The 15,438-nt window shown below is 63.1% G+C and carries 14 protein-coding genes; 10 read left to right on the top strand and 4 right to left on the bottom strand.

The window, feature by feature from the left end:
* The first annotated feature begins 226 nt into the window (after window positions 1–226).
* The 3 genes from ACSQ84_RS01510 (at window position 227) to ACSQ84_RS01500 (ending at window position 3,787) form a co-directional block, all read left to right on the top strand.
* A complete protein-coding gene (locus tag ACSQ84_RS01510; RefSeq protein ID WP_436209878.1) occupies window positions 227–1,876 on the top strand; it encodes a glycosyltransferase family 39 protein in 1,650 nt (549 codons plus the stop codon).
* A 108-nt stretch (window positions 1,877–1,984) separates the two neighbouring features.
* Window positions 1,985–2,764 (top strand): class II aldolase/adducin family protein, encoded by a 780-nt coding sequence (locus ACSQ84_RS01505; protein ID WP_436209877.1) that lies wholly within the window; start codon window positions 1,985–1,987, stop codon window positions 2,762–2,764.
* A 39-nt stretch (window positions 2,765–2,803) separates the two neighbouring features.
* On the top strand, window positions 2,804–3,787 hold the full coding sequence (locus ACSQ84_RS01500; RefSeq protein ID WP_436209876.1) for an NAD-dependent epimerase/dehydratase family protein: 984 nt from the start codon (window positions 2,804–2,806) through the stop codon (window positions 3,785–3,787).
* A 132-nt stretch (window positions 3,788–3,919) separates the two neighbouring features.
* Here the strand turns inward: ACSQ84_RS01500 and ACSQ84_RS01495 are convergent, their stop codons facing one another.
* The 4 genes from ACSQ84_RS01495 to ACSQ84_RS01480 all read right to left on the bottom strand — a co-directional run bounded on the left by ACSQ84_RS01495 (window position 3,920) and on the right by ACSQ84_RS01480 (window position 9,967).
* Complete coding sequence (locus ACSQ84_RS01495) at window positions 3,920–5,323, bottom strand: M20/M25/M40 family metallo-hydrolase (protein ID WP_436209875.1); 1,404 nt, start codon at window positions 5,321–5,323, stop codon at window positions 3,920–3,922.
* Window positions 5,323–6,639: a glycosyltransferase family 87 protein gene (locus tag ACSQ84_RS01490; protein ID WP_436209874.1), complete on the bottom strand. Its 1,317-nt coding sequence runs from the start codon at window positions 6,637–6,639 to the stop codon at window positions 5,323–5,325. Before ACSQ84_RS01490 ends, ACSQ84_RS01495 begins: the two co-directional genes overlap by 1 nt.
* 116 nt (window positions 6,640–6,755) lie before the next feature.
* On the bottom strand, window positions 6,756–8,111 hold the full coding sequence (locus tag ACSQ84_RS01485) for an ArnT family glycosyltransferase (RefSeq protein WP_436211143.1): 1,356 nt from the start codon (window positions 8,109–8,111) through the stop codon (window positions 6,756–6,758).
* Between the two features lie 233 nt (window positions 8,112–8,344).
* Window positions 8,345–9,967: a helicase HerA-like domain-containing protein gene (locus tag ACSQ84_RS01480; protein WP_436209873.1), complete on the bottom strand. Its 1,623-nt coding sequence runs from the start codon at window positions 9,965–9,967 to the stop codon at window positions 8,345–8,347.
* A gap of 339 nt (window positions 9,968–10,306) precedes the next feature.
* On the opposite strand from ACSQ84_RS01480, the gene ACSQ84_RS01475 reads away from it, so the two are divergent.
* From ACSQ84_RS01475 to ACSQ84_RS01445, 7 genes are all read left to right on the top strand, one after another.
* A complete protein-coding gene (locus ACSQ84_RS01475) occupies window positions 10,307–10,672 on the top strand; it encodes a DUF2267 domain-containing protein (protein WP_436209872.1) in 366 nt (121 codons plus the stop codon).
* A gap of 43 nt (window positions 10,673–10,715) precedes the next feature.
* On the top strand, window positions 10,716–11,123 hold the full coding sequence (locus ACSQ84_RS01470; RefSeq protein ID WP_436209871.1) for a DUF4332 domain-containing protein: 408 nt from the start codon (window positions 10,716–10,718) through the stop codon (window positions 11,121–11,123).
* 74 nt (window positions 11,124–11,197) lie between these two features.
* Window positions 11,198–12,055, top strand: a complete 858-nt coding sequence (folP, locus tag ACSQ84_RS01465) for a dihydropteroate synthase (RefSeq protein WP_436209870.1) — start codon at window positions 11,198–11,200, stop codon at window positions 12,053–12,055.
* Window positions 12,052–12,423 carry a dihydroneopterin aldolase gene (gene folB / locus ACSQ84_RS01460; protein ID WP_436209869.1) on the top strand — a complete coding sequence of 124 codons (372 nt, stop codon included), beginning with the start codon at window positions 12,052–12,054 and terminating at the stop codon, window positions 12,421–12,423. The genes folP and folB overlap by 4 nt, the downstream gene beginning before the upstream one ends.
* Before the next feature lies 1 nt (window position 12,424).
* Entirely contained in the window at window positions 12,425–12,922 is a 498-nt protein-coding gene (gene folK / locus ACSQ84_RS01455) for a 2-amino-4-hydroxy-6-hydroxymethyldihydropteridine diphosphokinase (protein ID WP_436209868.1), read from the top strand.
* 98 nt (window positions 12,923–13,020) lie between these two features.
* Window positions 13,021–14,886: a methylmalonyl-CoA mutase family protein gene (locus ACSQ84_RS01450; protein ID WP_436209867.1), complete on the top strand. Its 1,866-nt coding sequence runs from the start codon at window positions 13,021–13,023 to the stop codon at window positions 14,884–14,886.
* A 2-nt stretch (window positions 14,887–14,888) separates the two neighbouring features.
* A complete protein-coding gene (locus ACSQ84_RS01445; RefSeq protein WP_436211142.1) occupies window positions 14,889–15,353 on the top strand; it encodes a GFA family protein in 465 nt (154 codons plus the stop codon).
* The last annotated feature ends 85 nt before the right edge of the window (window positions 15,354–15,438 follow it).

The raw sequence follows: 15,438 nt of genomic DNA, 5'->3' as shown, positions 1-15,438 counted from the left end.
CATTTCCGGGCAAAACTTAAGGTGCCGATCGTGCCATTCAGCTGGCGTTCAGCGCCGTCCGTATATCTACGGCCTACCAATTACCGCCGATTTATTGCATTGCATCAGGCGATTAGACCACAATTCTCAATTACTTGAAAATGGAACTGCGCTATATGGATGCCGGGGAAAGAGGCTCAAGAGCGCAAACGCTGGGCCAAAGGGGACACCGGATTAGCCAATAGTCATGTCAGCCATCACGACATCTGCCGTCGACACGCCCGTGCGGCGCTCGATGGAGCGGACTTGGGACGACCTTGCCATGGTCGTGCTGGCCGCGGTCACCCTGGTCGCGGGTCTGACCTTCCGTGATTACGGATTGGGCTGGGACGATTATACCCACGCCGAATATGCCGAACTGTTGCTGCGCATGTACGGTTCCGGCTTCAAGGATGTCGGCGCATTGTCGTTCGCCAATCTCTACATGTATGGCGGCGGCTTCGACATGGCGGCGGCGCTGCTCCACAAGGTCGTCCCGCTCGAACTGTTCGAAACCCGCCGCCTGCTCGGCGCCGTCGTCGGCGTCATCGGCCTTGCCGTGACATGGCGGCTGGCGCGGCGCGTCGGCGGTCCGCTGGCCGGGCTAGCGACGCTGTTGCTGCTGGCGCTGTGCCCGACCTTCTACGGCCACATGTTCATGAACCCGAAGGACGCGCCATTCGCGGTCTCGATGGTGATCCTGATCCTGGGGCTGGTTCGCCTCGCCGAGGAATATCCGCAGCCCTCGCCGCGCACCATCCTGATCGTCGGATTTGGTGCCGGCCTTGCCATCGGCTGCCGGGTTCTCGGCGGGCTGGCGGTGGTCTATGCCATGGTCGGTTTCGTGCCGCTGCTGATCGAGGAATTCCGTACCCAAGGCGCGCGCGAAGCCGCCCGTCGCTTCGGCCATGTGGTTTACGCGCTGCTGCCGGGTCTCGTGTTCGGTTACCTGCTGATGGGCCTGGTGTGGCCGTGGTCGATCATGGAGCCGGGCCACCCGTTCCAGGCACTGACCTATTTTTCGCATTTCTTCGAAAAGCCCTGGAAGGAAATGTTCGACGGCGCGCTGGTGTCGGTGCCGGACATGCCGTGGTCGTATCTGCCGACGCTGTTCGCGTTGCAGCTTCCCGAAGTATTGCTGGCGCTGTTGTTCGCCGGCATCGTCGGCACTTTCATGTCGCTGTCGCGCGGTGACGTGCCGGCCCGCCGCAAGACCATCCTGTTGATGCTGACGATGGCGGCAACGCTGCCGCTGGTGATCGCGATGGTAAAGCGGCCCGCGCTCTACAACGGCATCCGGCATTTCGTGTTCGTGATCCCGCCGATGGCGGTGCTGGCTGGCGTCGCCTTCGGCCTCGGCATGACCTGGCTGAAGGAAAACCGCCGCAGCTGGCAGCCCGCAGCACTCGCGGCGTTCGCGTTCGGCCTGTTGCTGCCGCTCAGCGAAATGATCCGCCTGCATCCATACGAGTACACCCACTTCAACCACATCGCCGGCACGGTCCGCGCCGCCGACAATTTCTTCATGCTGGATTATTGGGGCCTGGCGCTGAAGCAGGCTTCCGACGGCCTGCGCGAGGAACTGGTCGAACGGCAGGAAGCCGCGCCGAGCGGGCGCAAGTGGAAGGTTGCGGTGTGCGGCCCGCAGCGCCCGGCGCAGGTCGCGCTCGGTCCGGATTTTACCATCGGCTGGGACAGCAACGCCGCCGACTTCGCGATGACGCTGGGCGAGTTTTATTGCAAAGGCCTCACCGCGCCTGTCATCGTGGAAATCAAGCGCGACGACGTCGTGTTCGCGCGCGTCTACGACATCCGCGGCCGCAGCATTTCATCCCTGCTCTCCATTCCGGCACCGTAGCTTTCCTCAACGCTACGGCATAACAGCCAGCTCCTGGCCGCACCTTGCTGTGGCGCGGGCGCAGGGCTAGCTTGCGGGCGAAATCAACAACACACGGGAGAACCGGTCATGTCGCCAGCCGAAGCTCGCCTCAAGGAAATTCCGTCCGGCATGACCGACGCCGAGTGGAACCAGCGCGTCAATCTCGCCGCCGCCTACCGGCTGGTCGCGCTGTATGGCTGGGACGATCTGGTCGACACCCACATCTCGGCGCGGGTGCCCGGCCCCGAGCATCACTTCCTGATCAACCCCTACGGCCTGATGTTCGACGAGATCACGGCTTCCAGCCTGGTCAAGGTCGACCTCGACGGCAACCAGCTCACCCAGAGCGAGTACAGCATCAACCCGGCCGGCTTCACCATCCATTCGGCGATCCATGAGGTGCGCGAGGATGCCGGCTGCGTGCTTCATCTGCACACGCCCGACGGCACCGCGGTCGCGAGCTGCATGGAAGGCCTGCTGCCGATGAACCAGACCGCGCAACTGGTCACCCATGATCTTGCCTATCACGACTATGAAGGCATCGCGCTGGACCATGACGAGCGCCCGCGGCTGCAAAAGGACATCGGCAACAGGAACCACATGCTGCTGCGCAATCACGGCACGCTTACCGTCGGCCGCTCGGTCGCATCGGCTTTCGAGCGCATGTACCATCTGGAGCGGGCCTGCACGATGCAGGTGCGCACCCGCATGCTCGGGCCATCAGCCTATCCGGTCGAGCCGGCCGTGGTCGACAAGAACGCACAATTGTTCAGCAACCCTGATCGTGCGGAAATGCGCTCGACCAACCTGGTGTGGCCGCCGCTCTTGCGCAAGCTCGACCGCATCGACCCGAGCTACCGGACCTGACGCCCGCACGCGGGCGAACAGCGCGAAAGGTTCAGCGACGTGACTATTCTGGTGACCGGCAGTTCCGGCCATCTCGGCGAAGCGCTGCTCCGTACCCTGCAGGCTGAGCGGCGTGAAGCCATCGGTATCGACGTTCGACCCGGCGCGTTCACGCAAGCTTGTGGCTCGATCACCGACCGCGGCTTTGTGCGGCAATGCATGAAGGGCGTCACGGCCGTGCTGCACGCCGCGACGCTGCACAAGCCGCATGTGGTGACCCACAGCCGTCAGGACTTTGTCGACGTCAACGTCACCGGCACGCTCAACCTGCTCGAGGAGGCCACCGCCGCCGGCGTCACGGCGTTCGTCTACACCAGCACCACCAGCGTGTTTGGCGACGCGCTGGTGCCGCCACCGGGCGAGCCGGCCGCCTGGGTGACGGAAGACGTCGTCCCGGCGCCGAAGAACATCTACGGCGTCACCAAGGCGGCCGCCGAGGATCTGTGCCAGCTGTTCGCGCGCAACCATTCACTCGGCGCCATCGTCCTGCGCACCTCGCGGTTCTTTCCCGAGGAAGACGACAACCGCGCCATCCGCGAGTTCTATGCCGACGCCAACGTCAAGGCCAACGAATTTCTCTATCGCCGCGTCGATATCGAGGATGTGGTCAGCGCGCATCTGCTGGCCATCGACCGCGCGCCATCGGCAGGCTTTACGAAATACATCATCAGCGCCACGACGCCGTTCTCGCGTGACGACATCGTGGAATTGCGCCGCGACGCGCCGCTTGTGCTGCGCCGCTACGTGCCCGGCTTTGAGGCGGAATATGCGCGGCGTGGCTGGACGATGATTTCCGGTATCGACCGGGTATACGTCAACGCCAAGGCGCGCGCGGAACTCGGCTGGCAACTGCGCCATGATTTCCGCAGCCTGCTGGCGCGGTTGCAGACCGATGACGACATCCGCAGCCCGCTCGCCCGCGCCGTGGGCCGCAAGGGCTATCACGACCGCGTCTTCCGCGACGGGCCCTACCCGCTGGCGTAAGCGCCCATGCCGGAATTCACCGGCTATCGGAATTGAAAATTCAGGGAATTGGGTGTAGATTGTTCGCCAACGACCTCTGCACTACCGAATCAAAACGCCGCCCAATTCCGGGCGGCGTTTTTATTTGCGAAGCTATTTCGGCGTTTCCGCGAATGCCGCCAAAATCCGCGCCCAGGAGCGGATGCCCTTGTGAAAGCTCTTCAGGTCGTACTTCTCGTTCGGCGAATGGATGTTGTCGTCGTCGAGGCCGAAGCCGACCAGCACGGTATCCAGGCCGAGCGTGCGCTTGAAATCCGCGACGATCGGGATCGAGGCGCCCGAGCCGATCAGCAGCGCTTCCTTGCCCCACTCGTCGGTCAGCGCGCGCTTGGCGGCCGCCAGCGGCTTCATGTTCCAGTCGAGCGCGATCGCCGGCGCGTTGGAGTGATCGATGAATTCAGCCTTGCAATCGCCGGGCAGCCGCGTCGTCACATAATCGCGGAACGCTTTTCGGATTTTGTCGGGGTTCTGCCCCTCCACCAGCCGGAACGAGACCTTTGCGGAGGCTTCGGCAGCGATCACCGTCTTCGAGCCTTCGCCGGTGTAGCCGCCGATGATGCCGTTGATATCGCAGGTCGGGCGCGAGGAGACCTGCTCGATCAGGAGACGGTCCGTCTCGCCGGCCGGAAGCGAAAGGCCGATCGGCTTCAGGAATGACTCCGGCGTCAGATTGAGATTTTTCCACTGCGCCAGGATATCCGGCGGCAGATCCTTCACGCCATCGTAGAAGCCGGGAATGGTGATGTGCCCGTTGTCGTCGTGCAGGCCGCCGAGAATACGCGTCAGCACCCGGATCGGATTCTGCGCGCCGCCACCGAAGATGCCGGAATGCAGGTCGCGGTTGGCCGCCTTGATCTTGACCTCGTCATACACCAGCCCGCGCAATGACGTGGTGATCGCCGGCGTGTTCTGGTCCCACATGCTGGTGTCGCAGACCAGCGCGAAGTCCGCCTTCAGGTCAGCCTTGTTCTGTTCGAGGAACGGCACGAAGTTTTTCGAGCCGACCTCTTCCTCGCCCTCGATGACGATGGTGACGTCGACCGGCAGCGAGCCCGCGACCTGCTTCCAGGCGCGGCAGGCTTCGACGAAGGTCATCAACTGCCCTTTGTCGTCCTCCGCCCCGCGCGCGACAATGATCTTGCGGCCGTCGGCATGGTCGGTCACCACAGGCTCGAACGGCGGACGGTGCCACAGGTTCAAGGGATCGACCGGCTGCACATCATAGTGCCCGTAGAACAGTACGTGCGGCCGCCCATCCTTACTGCCGTTCATCCTGGCGACGATCGCAGGGTGCCCTGCCGTTGGACGCACCTCCGCCGTGAAGCCGAGCGTCGCGATGTCCCTGGCCAGATGATCGGCGGCCGCCTTGCAGTCGCCGGCAAAGGCCGGGTCGGCCGAGATCGACTTGATCCGCAGCAACGCGAACAGCCGTTCGAGGCTGTTGTCGAAATCCGCGTCGATGCGGTCGAGGACCGGTTGAAGCTGTGCGTTGGCCATCACTGATATCCCTTGGCTGTGGGCATTGTTGTCGGGGCGGTTTGTAGCCCGCTTGTGGACTGAGGCAAAGCGGCGGCGGCATACGCGGTGGGCGGATGCAGGATGTGCCAGACCAGCCCCGCCACCAGCAGCGCGGTTGAGGCCAGATTATTGCCGTAGGCCTGCAAGTCGTTCGGAAAGATTGGGAGAGACAGGCACAACATCCCGCCTGCGACGGCCAGAAGCGCCCAGGTGCCGGCCCTCACCGCAGGCCGCGGGTCATAAGCGGCGCGATGGATCAGAACCGTCATCGGAAAGAACAGCCACATGAAATAATATTGACGGGCCAGCGGCGAGGCGACCGTCATCAGGCAGAACAGGATGCCGAGTTCCTCGGCATCCGACCGTTCCGTCCGCCGCGACGCCGGTGGCATCACCGCGATGTAACCGATCCCGATCGCAAGCGAGACCGCCAGCACGATCCAGTTCGCGGTCTTGAAGTCGAGGTTGGCGACATTCATCGTGCGAACCGGCTTGGCCGGATCTTCCTGATTGTAGTTCATCGGCCGGGTCAGGCGGTGCGTCACCGCGATGATGGATTGATTGACCCACGACCAGTTCTGCTCGTCGCGCTGGCCGAACCCCTTTTCCGAGGTCGAGCCCACCATGCCCTGATACCAGGTCTTCAACTCGGCAACGTTGTGCTGGAAACCGCGGAACGGCGCCGGCAGCACGAACAGAAACACGACCAGAAACACCAGCATGCTCGCGGCGGCCGCCCACTGCCTGCGCCAGACCAGATAGGGCAACACCGCCACCGGAAAGACCTTGATCGCCGTGGCGAGCGCAAACATGCTTCCCGCCATCCATCCGCGCTGATCGCGCAGCAGCCAGAATCCGTACAGCATCAACGCCAGCAGGACGAGGTTGGGCTGTCCGAGGTCGAACATGTCGAACACGAAGGTAATGGTGACAAAGCCCGGCAGTGCTTCGAGCCAAGGGCCGGGCTTTTGACCCGACCCTGCCATCGCGTGCGAATACTGCGCCGTCATCCACCACGCGACCACGTTGAGGAACGACAGACACAGATAAAGCGGGACCTTGCCGAAGTAGCTCGGAATCGCCAGCAGCAGCGCCGACAGCGGCGGATAGATGAAGTCGAGGGTCCCCCGCGTCACCCGCAGGTAAAGATCGCCGCCGCTAAGCACTTGCTGGCCGGCCCAATACCAGAGCGCGTAATCTTTGGTTTTGCCGTTCCCCCAGATTTCGGGAACCAGAACGTCGGCCGTCAACCCGATGCAGGCAACGATAAAGAGGACATCCAGCGGACGTCGCAAAGATGGCCATCTAAGCACGAGGATAACTCACTTTCATGGTGGGTGACGGTGCACGGCGGCCGCACGCAGAAGCGACCACCATCTCTTGCACCATCCAGGGCGTCAATTCGGGATGATCATGGCTCTTGCTTGGCCCTGATCTCGTAAATCCTGGTAAGCAGACCCTTGTTCAGTGTGGCGTGGGCAATGGCTGCGAAATCGGGCTTTTGAGCGATGATCTCGGAGAGTTCTGAAGCCCTCAGAATCGCGAAGGCAGGCGGCTTCATATTCTCTATATCCTTCAGCCCCACCATGCGAACAGGGGCGGCGGCGTACGCCAGCGTGTTCAAATCGACACTGGTGGTGACATAGAGCGTAGCCGGCCTGGTTTCCCTGACCGCGGCGATCGCCTGCGCCGATACCTTCGATTGACTGAACGCGGCCGGAGCGAGTGGGATGATAATCCAGCCGAGCAGAATGAGGGCCGTCGATATCCCGGTCACCACCGTGTTGCTGACGGCAATGAGGTTGGACCGTGCGGCCCACCACCGGTCAAACAAGATCCCTCCCAAGACGGCGAGCGCCAGGTTGGCGGGCATCGCATAGCGCGTCGCGACACCGCCGGGCCAGATCAGCAGCATCATCGACGCGACCGTCGCATAAAGGATGACGGCAAGCACGAGATCGCGCTCGCGGCCGAAGGCGTTCCGCGCCAGCGCGGCGATTGCCGGAAATAGCAGGAGCGAACCTGGCAACCATTCCACCAGGAAGAGGCTGATGACAAAATCCAGGTGATCCCTGAACCATTGCATCATCGTCATTCCTTCGGACAACCGCGAATGGGCGATCCAGCCCGTTACGTCGCCGGGAATCATCACCATCCAATACCAGGCCGCAACGATCAGCCCGGCCATTGCGTTGGCCAGCACGAAGCCCGGCAGATCGCTCCAACGCCGCTTCACGAGCAGGTAGGTTCCGACGCCCAGCGCAAAATAGGCAATTGGCTGCGGGCCTTTGGCGAGGCCGGCCGCCGCGAGCAGAAGACCGATTGCGAGCCACCGGAAAATTGAAATGTATCCGGAGGAAACGCCCTTCCACCACAGGAAGAAACCTCCGAACAGCAGGACCGACAACGTCACATCAGGCTCGGCGGTGACGAACTTCTGACTGACCATCGGACAGGCAAACCAGCAAAGCGCGCCAAATACCGCAGGCGCTTTGCGGGTATGCGGCAACACCAGGTTGAAGACCATCAGCCCGCCGGCGAGCAGAAACAGCAAATGCGGCAAGCGGGCCGACCAAACCGAAACTCCACCCGAGAGCTTTCCGATGGCTGCGGCAATCCACGACAGCAGAACGGGGCGCTCGATGTACCGAACGCCGTACAGATGTGGCGACAGCCACTGCCCGTCCTCAACAGCGCCTCGCGCCAGTCCGATAACCGTGCCCTCTTCGAAATGGGCGCCCCGTAGCGAGACGGCTGGAAACGCCATCAGCGCCCAAAGCAACACGACCCAGACCCAGCCCGGAATATCGGCGCCTCGGAGATACGCGACCTGACGCAAGAACCACGTCCATACGTATTCCGTGACGGCCGTCGAGCCGCCAAGCTGGTCCGCCTTTCGCTCCATCTAATCCCCTAACCGGCAAGCCATCGGACCGCCGAATCCATGACATCCGGCGGTCGTCCAAATTGCGTTTCGGCGCTCCGTGAGACCCAAAAAGTTTATCGGCGCAGAAGTCCGCCAAGCGCGCCGCGCACCAGCGCCCGCCCGACCGAACTGCCGAGCGAGCCACCGACCGATTTGCCGAGATCGGCCACAACGCCGCCGATCACCTTGTTGGTGACAGAGCGCGTGACGTCTCGCGCAATGACCTGGCCGGTCGACAGCCGGCGGCGCCCGGTGTTGGTTCCGAAGATGGTGCCGACGATCGCGCCGATCTGTCCGAGGATTCCACCACCGCCACCGCCATCCGATCCTTCCGCCGGCGCGGCCGTTCCCGCCACGCGCTTCAGCAGCATCTCATAGGCGGAGTCAGCATCAACCGCGGTGTCGTATTTTCCTTTCACCGGGCTCTTGTTCATGATCGCCCTGCGTTCCTCCGGCGTGATCGGCCCGATCCGTCCCGTAGGCGGCCGGATCATCACACGCTCGACCATCGTCGGCGTGCCGCCGCCTTCGAGGAACGACACCAGCGCCTCGCCCTTGCCAAGTTCCATGATGACCCGCGCGGTGTCGAGCTTCGGATTGGGCCTGAAAGTCTGTGCTGCCGCCGCCACCGCCTTCTGGTCGCGCGGCGTAAACGCGCGCAGCGCGTGCTGCACGCGGTTGCCCAATTGGGCGAGCACCTTGTCGGGCACGTCGATCGGATTTTGCGTGACGAAATAAACACCGACGCCCTTGGAGCGGATCAGCCGGACCACCTGCTCGATCTTGTCCATCAGCGCCTTCGGCGCGTCGGTGAACAACAGATGCGCCTCGTCGAAGAAGAACACCAGTTTCGGCTTCGGCAGGTCGCCGGCTTCCGGCAATTCCTCGAACAGCTCCGACAGCATCCATAACAGGAAGGTCGCGTAAAGCCGCGGGCTCTGCATCAGCTTGTCCGCGACCAGGATATTGACGATGCCGCGGCCATCGCTGTTGGTTTTCATGAAATCCTTCAACAGCAATGCCGGTTCGCCGAAGAATTTCGCGCCGCCCTGGTTCTCCAGCACCAGAAGCTGGCGCTGAATGGTTCCAACCGTCGCCTTGGAGACATTCCCGAAGCCCTGTGCGGCCTTCCTGATCGGCGCCAGCAGATCCTCTTCGGCATCCGGGCCCTTCTTGGCAGTATTAGGCACGATGGCGTCCAGCAGCGCGCGCAGATCCTTCATATCGATCAGCGTCAGGCCGTTCTCGTCCGCGACACGGAACGCAACATTGAGGACGCCCTCCTGGACGTCGTTCAAATCGAGCATCCGCGACAGCAGCAATGGTCCCATTTCCGTGACGGTGGCCCGGACCGGATGGCCCTGCTCGCCGAACACGTCCCAGAATACGGTCGAGAACTGATCGGGCTGAAAGTTGAGCCCCATCTCGCCCGCGCGCTTGAGGATAAAGTCCTTGGCCTCGCCGACTTCGGAGATCCCGGACAGGTCGCCCTTGATATCGGCTGCGAAAACCGGAACACCGGCACGCGCGAACCCTTCCGCCATCACCTGCAGGGACACGGTCTTGCCGGTTCCGGTCGCACCGGTAACAAGGCCGTGCCGATTGGCGAGCGCGAGCGTCAGCCAGGCTGTCTGTTCGCCCTTGCCGATAAAAATTTTCTCGTCGGTATCGGCTGTCTTGCTATCGGGGGTCGCCATCACATCGCCTCTTCGCGCGCATCGGGGAAGTTCGGTCGCCAAGCAACGCCATCATATCGCATCCTGCCGGTCGATTGAAACCGTCCATGGACAGGACGTAGCCCGGGCCTTGCAGACCCTGTCTCATACTTTTCTCCAAGTCGGGTAGAATACAAAAGGCCGCAGTGCGGTAACATGGCGTGAATCCCGCATTCACTCTTGCATTGCTGCAACACCGACAAGCGATCTAGAACCAAAATCGCCTTCGCGTGCGCGGATCGCTTGTATTTCAGGTCGCAGGCGCTCAAGATAAATTCACAAGGTACGACCCGGTAACAAACCGGCTGAGGGCGGGGCAATATGGACGAACTGATTGGACGGCTGGCCACCAAGGTCGGCATCGATAGCGTTGTCGCTGAAAAAACCATCGGCATCGTTCTGAGTTTCCTCCGTAACGAGGGGCCTTCCGACAAGGTTCAGGCTCTGATCGACCAAATTCCAGGCGCCGAGGCTGCGATCGCTGCCTCGAACAGCAACAGCGGCCTCTCCAGATTGATGGGCGGCGGGCTGATGGCGCTCGGCACCAAGCTGATGGCGCTTGGTCTGGGCATGAACGAGATTCAGAACGTGGCGCGTGAACTTTTCCGGTTCGGCCGCGACAAAATCGGAGCGGACAAAATGGGCGAGATCATTTCGGGGACACCGGGGCTCAGCCAGTTCGCCTGAAACACCCCCTTCAGCCTGCGCACCTTCCTTTGCATCGAGTATCATGACATATCCCCTCTCCGAGATCGAAGGCCTGACCGCCTATTCCGCCTCGAAATTCAAATCGCTTGGCATTCGCACGACCGAGGCGCTGCTTGAAGCCGCCCGCACCGTCAAGGGACGCAAGGCGCTCGCCGCTAAGACTGGGATCAGCGAACAGCAACTGCTCGAATGGGCCAATTTCTCCGACTACATGCGGATTCCCGGGATGGGCAAGGCCAAGGTTGGGCTGGTGCGCGCCGCCGGCGTGCCGACGGTTCGCGAGCTTGCGCTGCGTAACCCGGCACGCCTTGCCCAGAACATGAAAGACGTGAATACCAGGCGCAAGCTGGTCCGCGTCATGCCGTCGGAGAAGTCGGTCGAGCAGCTGATCGCCCAGGCGCGCAAGCTTCAGCCGAAAATCAGCTACTAAAAGTCGGTCAGCCGACATACACTAGCGGGGTCGCACGCCTTGACTCGCCGGCGCGGACCGCGCAAAGCGACCGCATGATCGCAACGATGTCCAGACCCGCCACTGCGGCCGGCCCGGCCGGTCATTTTGATCTGCCGGCGCTGTCATCGCGGCCGTACCCCGCCGTGATGGGCGTGCTGAACGTGACCCCCGACTCTTTTTCCGATGGCGGACAGTTCGCGGCCCCCGAAAGCGCGCTGGCGCGGGCCCGCCAGTTGGTTGCCGACGGTGCTGACATCATCGACATCGGAGCGGAATCGACCCGGCCGTACGGATCGGAGCCGATCTCGGTAGAAGAAGAGTTGAAGCGGTTGCAACCGGTGCTACCGGAGGTAGTTTCGCTTGGGGTTCCCGTTTCGATCGACAGCATGAAGGCCGCCGTCGTGGCCTGGGCGCTCGATCATGGCGCCGTCATCGCCAACGATGTCTGGGGACTGCAGCGCGATCCCGCCATGGCCGGCCTCGTTGCGGCACGCCAGGTGCCTGTCATCATCATGCATAACCGCGACAGTGCCGACGCCGCGATCGACATCATGAAGGATATCGCCGCGTTCTTCGCGCGCTCGCTCGACATCGCCGAGAAGGTCGGTATTTCGCCTGGCAAGATCGTGCTCGACCCCGGTATCGGCTTTGGCAAGACGCCGGAACAGAGCATGACGGTTCTGGCGCGACTGGACGAACTGCAATGCTTCGGCCTGCCGCTGCTGGTCGGGGCCTCGCGCAAACGTTTCATCAGCGTGGTGACGCCGTCGGAACCGCATCAGCGCCTTGGCGGCTCGATCGCCGCCCATCTGATTGCAGCGAAGGGCGGCGCGCGGATCATCCGCACCCATGATGTCGCGGAAACCGTACAAGCGCTGCGCGTCGCAGCCGCCATTGAGGAACAGCGATGACCGATACGATCTTCATCACCGGTGTCGTGATCCATGCCCGCCATGGCGTGATGGAACACGAGACCGAAGTCGGCCAGCGCTTCGTGATCGATCTCGAACTCTCCGTCGACCTGTCGGAATCCTCGCGCACCGACCGCCTGGCCGACACCGTGTCCTATTCCAACGTGGTCGCGACTGCGACGGCGGCATTCAAGAACACCAATTACAAGCTGCTGGAACGCGCGGCCGGCGCGGTGGCCGATGCCATCCTGGCGGCATTTCCGCGCATCGTTGTGGTCGAGGTTACCGTCCACAAACCGCACGCGCCGATCGCCGCAATCTTCGACGATGTCGGCGTGGTGCTGACGCGCCACCGGCAGTCGCCCTGACATGGCGGACGTGCTGATCGCGCTCGGCGGCAATGTCGGCGACGTCCGCGCGACATTCCGCAAAGCCATCTCCAATATTTGCGGCATGACGCAGGCAGCCCTGCTGGCGCGATCATCGGATTATGTCACGCCGCCCTGGGGCAACGAAGCGCAGCCGCCCTTCATCAACGCCTGCATCGAAATCGACACCAGCCTCGATCCGCATGCGCTGCTGTTCACGCTGCACAAGATCGAGAAGAAATTCGGCCGCGACCGCGCCGCCGAGCAGCACTGGGGTCCGCGCCCTCTCGACCTCGACCTGATCGCCTATGACGACGTCAAGATCGACAAGCCGGAACTGACGTTGCCGCATCCCAGGCTTTTCGAACGCGCCTTCGTGCTGGCGCCGCTCGCCGAGATCGTGCCCGACCGTGTCATTGCGGGACGCCGTGTCAGGGACGCGCTGGCGGCGCTTTCGACCGACGGTATTTTGCGACTTCCCGACCTCGGCCAGCCCTGATCAGGCCCCGGGAGTTCCAAAACAACCGTTTGGCTTGGCGGCCGCCCCGTGGCAATTTCCGGCCAAATCAAGCGGCGACCCGAGGAACGATTGGCCTGATGACGAAGACCACTGACGAGTTGCGATTGGCCGCGGATTTTGCCCCCGCGAATTACGAAGACTGGCGCAAGCTGGTCGACGGGGTGCTGAAGGGCGCGCCGTTCGAAAAACTCGTCGGCAAGACATCCGATGGATTGAAGATCGATCCGATCTACCCGCGCGCGCGAGGCGCCGCGCCGGTCGCGGGCCGCCCCGCCGCCGCGCCCTGGCAGATCATGCAGCGCGCCGATCATCCCGACGCCAAACAAGCCAACGCGCAGGCGCTGCACGATCTGGAGAATGGCGCGACCGGGCTCACGCTGGTGTTCGCCGGCGCCAACGGCGCCCAGGGTTTCGGACTGGATCCTTCGGCCGAAGCCGTCGCGCAGATCCTCGACGGCATCTATCTCGACGCCGGCATCGGCATCGAACTTCAGATCGGTCCGCAGTCGCGGATGGCGGCGATCCACGTCGCGGAATATATCCAGCGCAAAGGGATCGACCCTGCGGCCTGCGATATCCGCTTCGGGCTCGACCCGCTCGGGGCCTGCGCGGTGTGGGGATCTAGTCCCTATGGCTGGTCCGAGATCGTGCCCGCCGTCACCGGCGCCATCAAGGGCCTCGCCCCGTTGGGCTTCAAGGGTCCGTTCGCGGCCGCCGATGGGCGCGTGATCCATGATGCCGGCGGTTCGGAAGTTCAGGAGCTGGCGTTCGTACTGGCATCCGGCGTCGCCTATCTGCGCGCGATCGAAACGGCCGGCATTCCGCTCGAAGATGCGCAGGGCATGGTCTATGCGCGGCTTGCCGCCGATGCCGACCAGTTCCTGACGCTGGCCAAATTCCGTGCGCTGCGGCTGTTGTGGGCGCGGATCGAACAGGCCTGTGGCCTCGTGCCCAAGCCGCTGTTCGTGGCGGCCGACACCGCCTGGCGCATGCTGACGCAACGCGACCCTTACGTGAACATGCTGCGGGCGACGATGGCGACCTTCTCCGCCGGGCTCGGCGGCGCCAACGCCATCACCGTGCTGCCGCATACGCTGGCGCTGGGACTGCCTGATCCGTTCGCCCGCCGCGCCGCGCGCAATACGCAGCTCGTGCTGCTGGAAGAATCCAACCTCGCCAAAGTGTCCGATCCCGCGGCCGGCTCCGGCGGCATCGAGACGCTGACAAAACAGCTTTGCGAAGCCGCGTGGTCGCTGTTCCAAGAGATCGAAAAGGCCGGCGGCCTATTCGCCTCGCTCGAGCAGAACCTGATCCAGCGCAAGGTCGCGGCGACGCGGGCGGTACGCGAGGCCAACATCGCCAAGCGGCGCGAGGTGCTGACCGGCGCCAGCGAATTTCCGAACCTGCACGAGGCCGAGATCGCGGTGCTGGATGCCAAGCCGATTGCGCTGGCGCCCTATGGGGAAGCCAAGTTCAAGTTCGATGCGCTGCCGCCAATGCGGCTGGCCGCGCCGTTCGAAGCGCTGCGCGACAAATCGGACGAGAAGCTCAAGAACGCCGGTGCACGCCCAAAAATCTTCCTCGCCAATCTCGGCACACCGGCCGATTTCACCGCGCGCGCCACCTTTGCAAAGAGCTTCTTCGAAACCGGCGGCATCGAGGCGATCGATACCCAGGGCTTTGCCGATCCGGTTGCCCTTGCGGCCGCATTCAAGGCCTCCGGCGCTGCCGTGGCGTGCCTTTGTTCCGCCGATAAGGTTTATGCCGCACACGCGAAGGCGGCAGCGCAGGCCCTTCACGCCGCCGGAGCGAAGCATATCTATCTGGCAGGCCGGCCGGGCGAGCAGGAAGCCGCTCTACGGGCCGCCGGCGTCGGCGATTTCATCTTTGCCGGCGGCGATGCATTGGCGATGCTGCAGGACGCCTGGAAGCGGATGGAGTGAGCATGGCATCGGAAAGAAAAGCTGTTCTGACCGGCGGCTGCCAGTGTGGCGCCGTGCGTTTCGCGCTTTATGCGAGCCCGGTGAAAATAGGATTGTGCCACTGCCGCATGTGCCAAAAGGCCGTGGGCGGCCCGTTCATTTCGCTCGCCGAAGTAAAGCATGAAGACTTTGCGTGGACCCGCGGCAAACCGGCCGCCTTTCGCTCGTCGTCGATCGCCGCGCGCGACTTCTGCGCTGCCTGCGGGACGCCGCTCAGCTATCGAGTGATCGATGGCAACGTCATTGAGATTACCACCGGCAGCTTCGACCGGCCGGACCTCGTGGTTCCGACCTACGCCACGGGCACCGAGTCCCATCTGGCCTGGGTCGGCAGGATCGGCGATCTGCCTGGCAAGAGCACCTTGGAGGGTGCCGGCAGCGAAGTGCTTAGCCGTATCGTCAGCCACCAGCATCCGGACCATGATTGAGGACTGACTGACGGTCCCCGTCGATTATGGTATTGCCCGAGAGAGGTTCGGCGAATGAAGCGAACTCTGGAATGGATTGCTTCGC

Origin of the sequence: Bradyrhizobium sp. LjRoot220 (genome assembly GCF_964252915.1) — a bacterium.
Taxonomy (GTDB): Bacteria; Pseudomonadota; Alphaproteobacteria; order Rhizobiales; family Xanthobacteraceae; genus Bradyrhizobium.
Note: the sequence above shows the minus strand (reverse complement) of the source record. Positions and strands in the feature narration are given on the sequence as shown.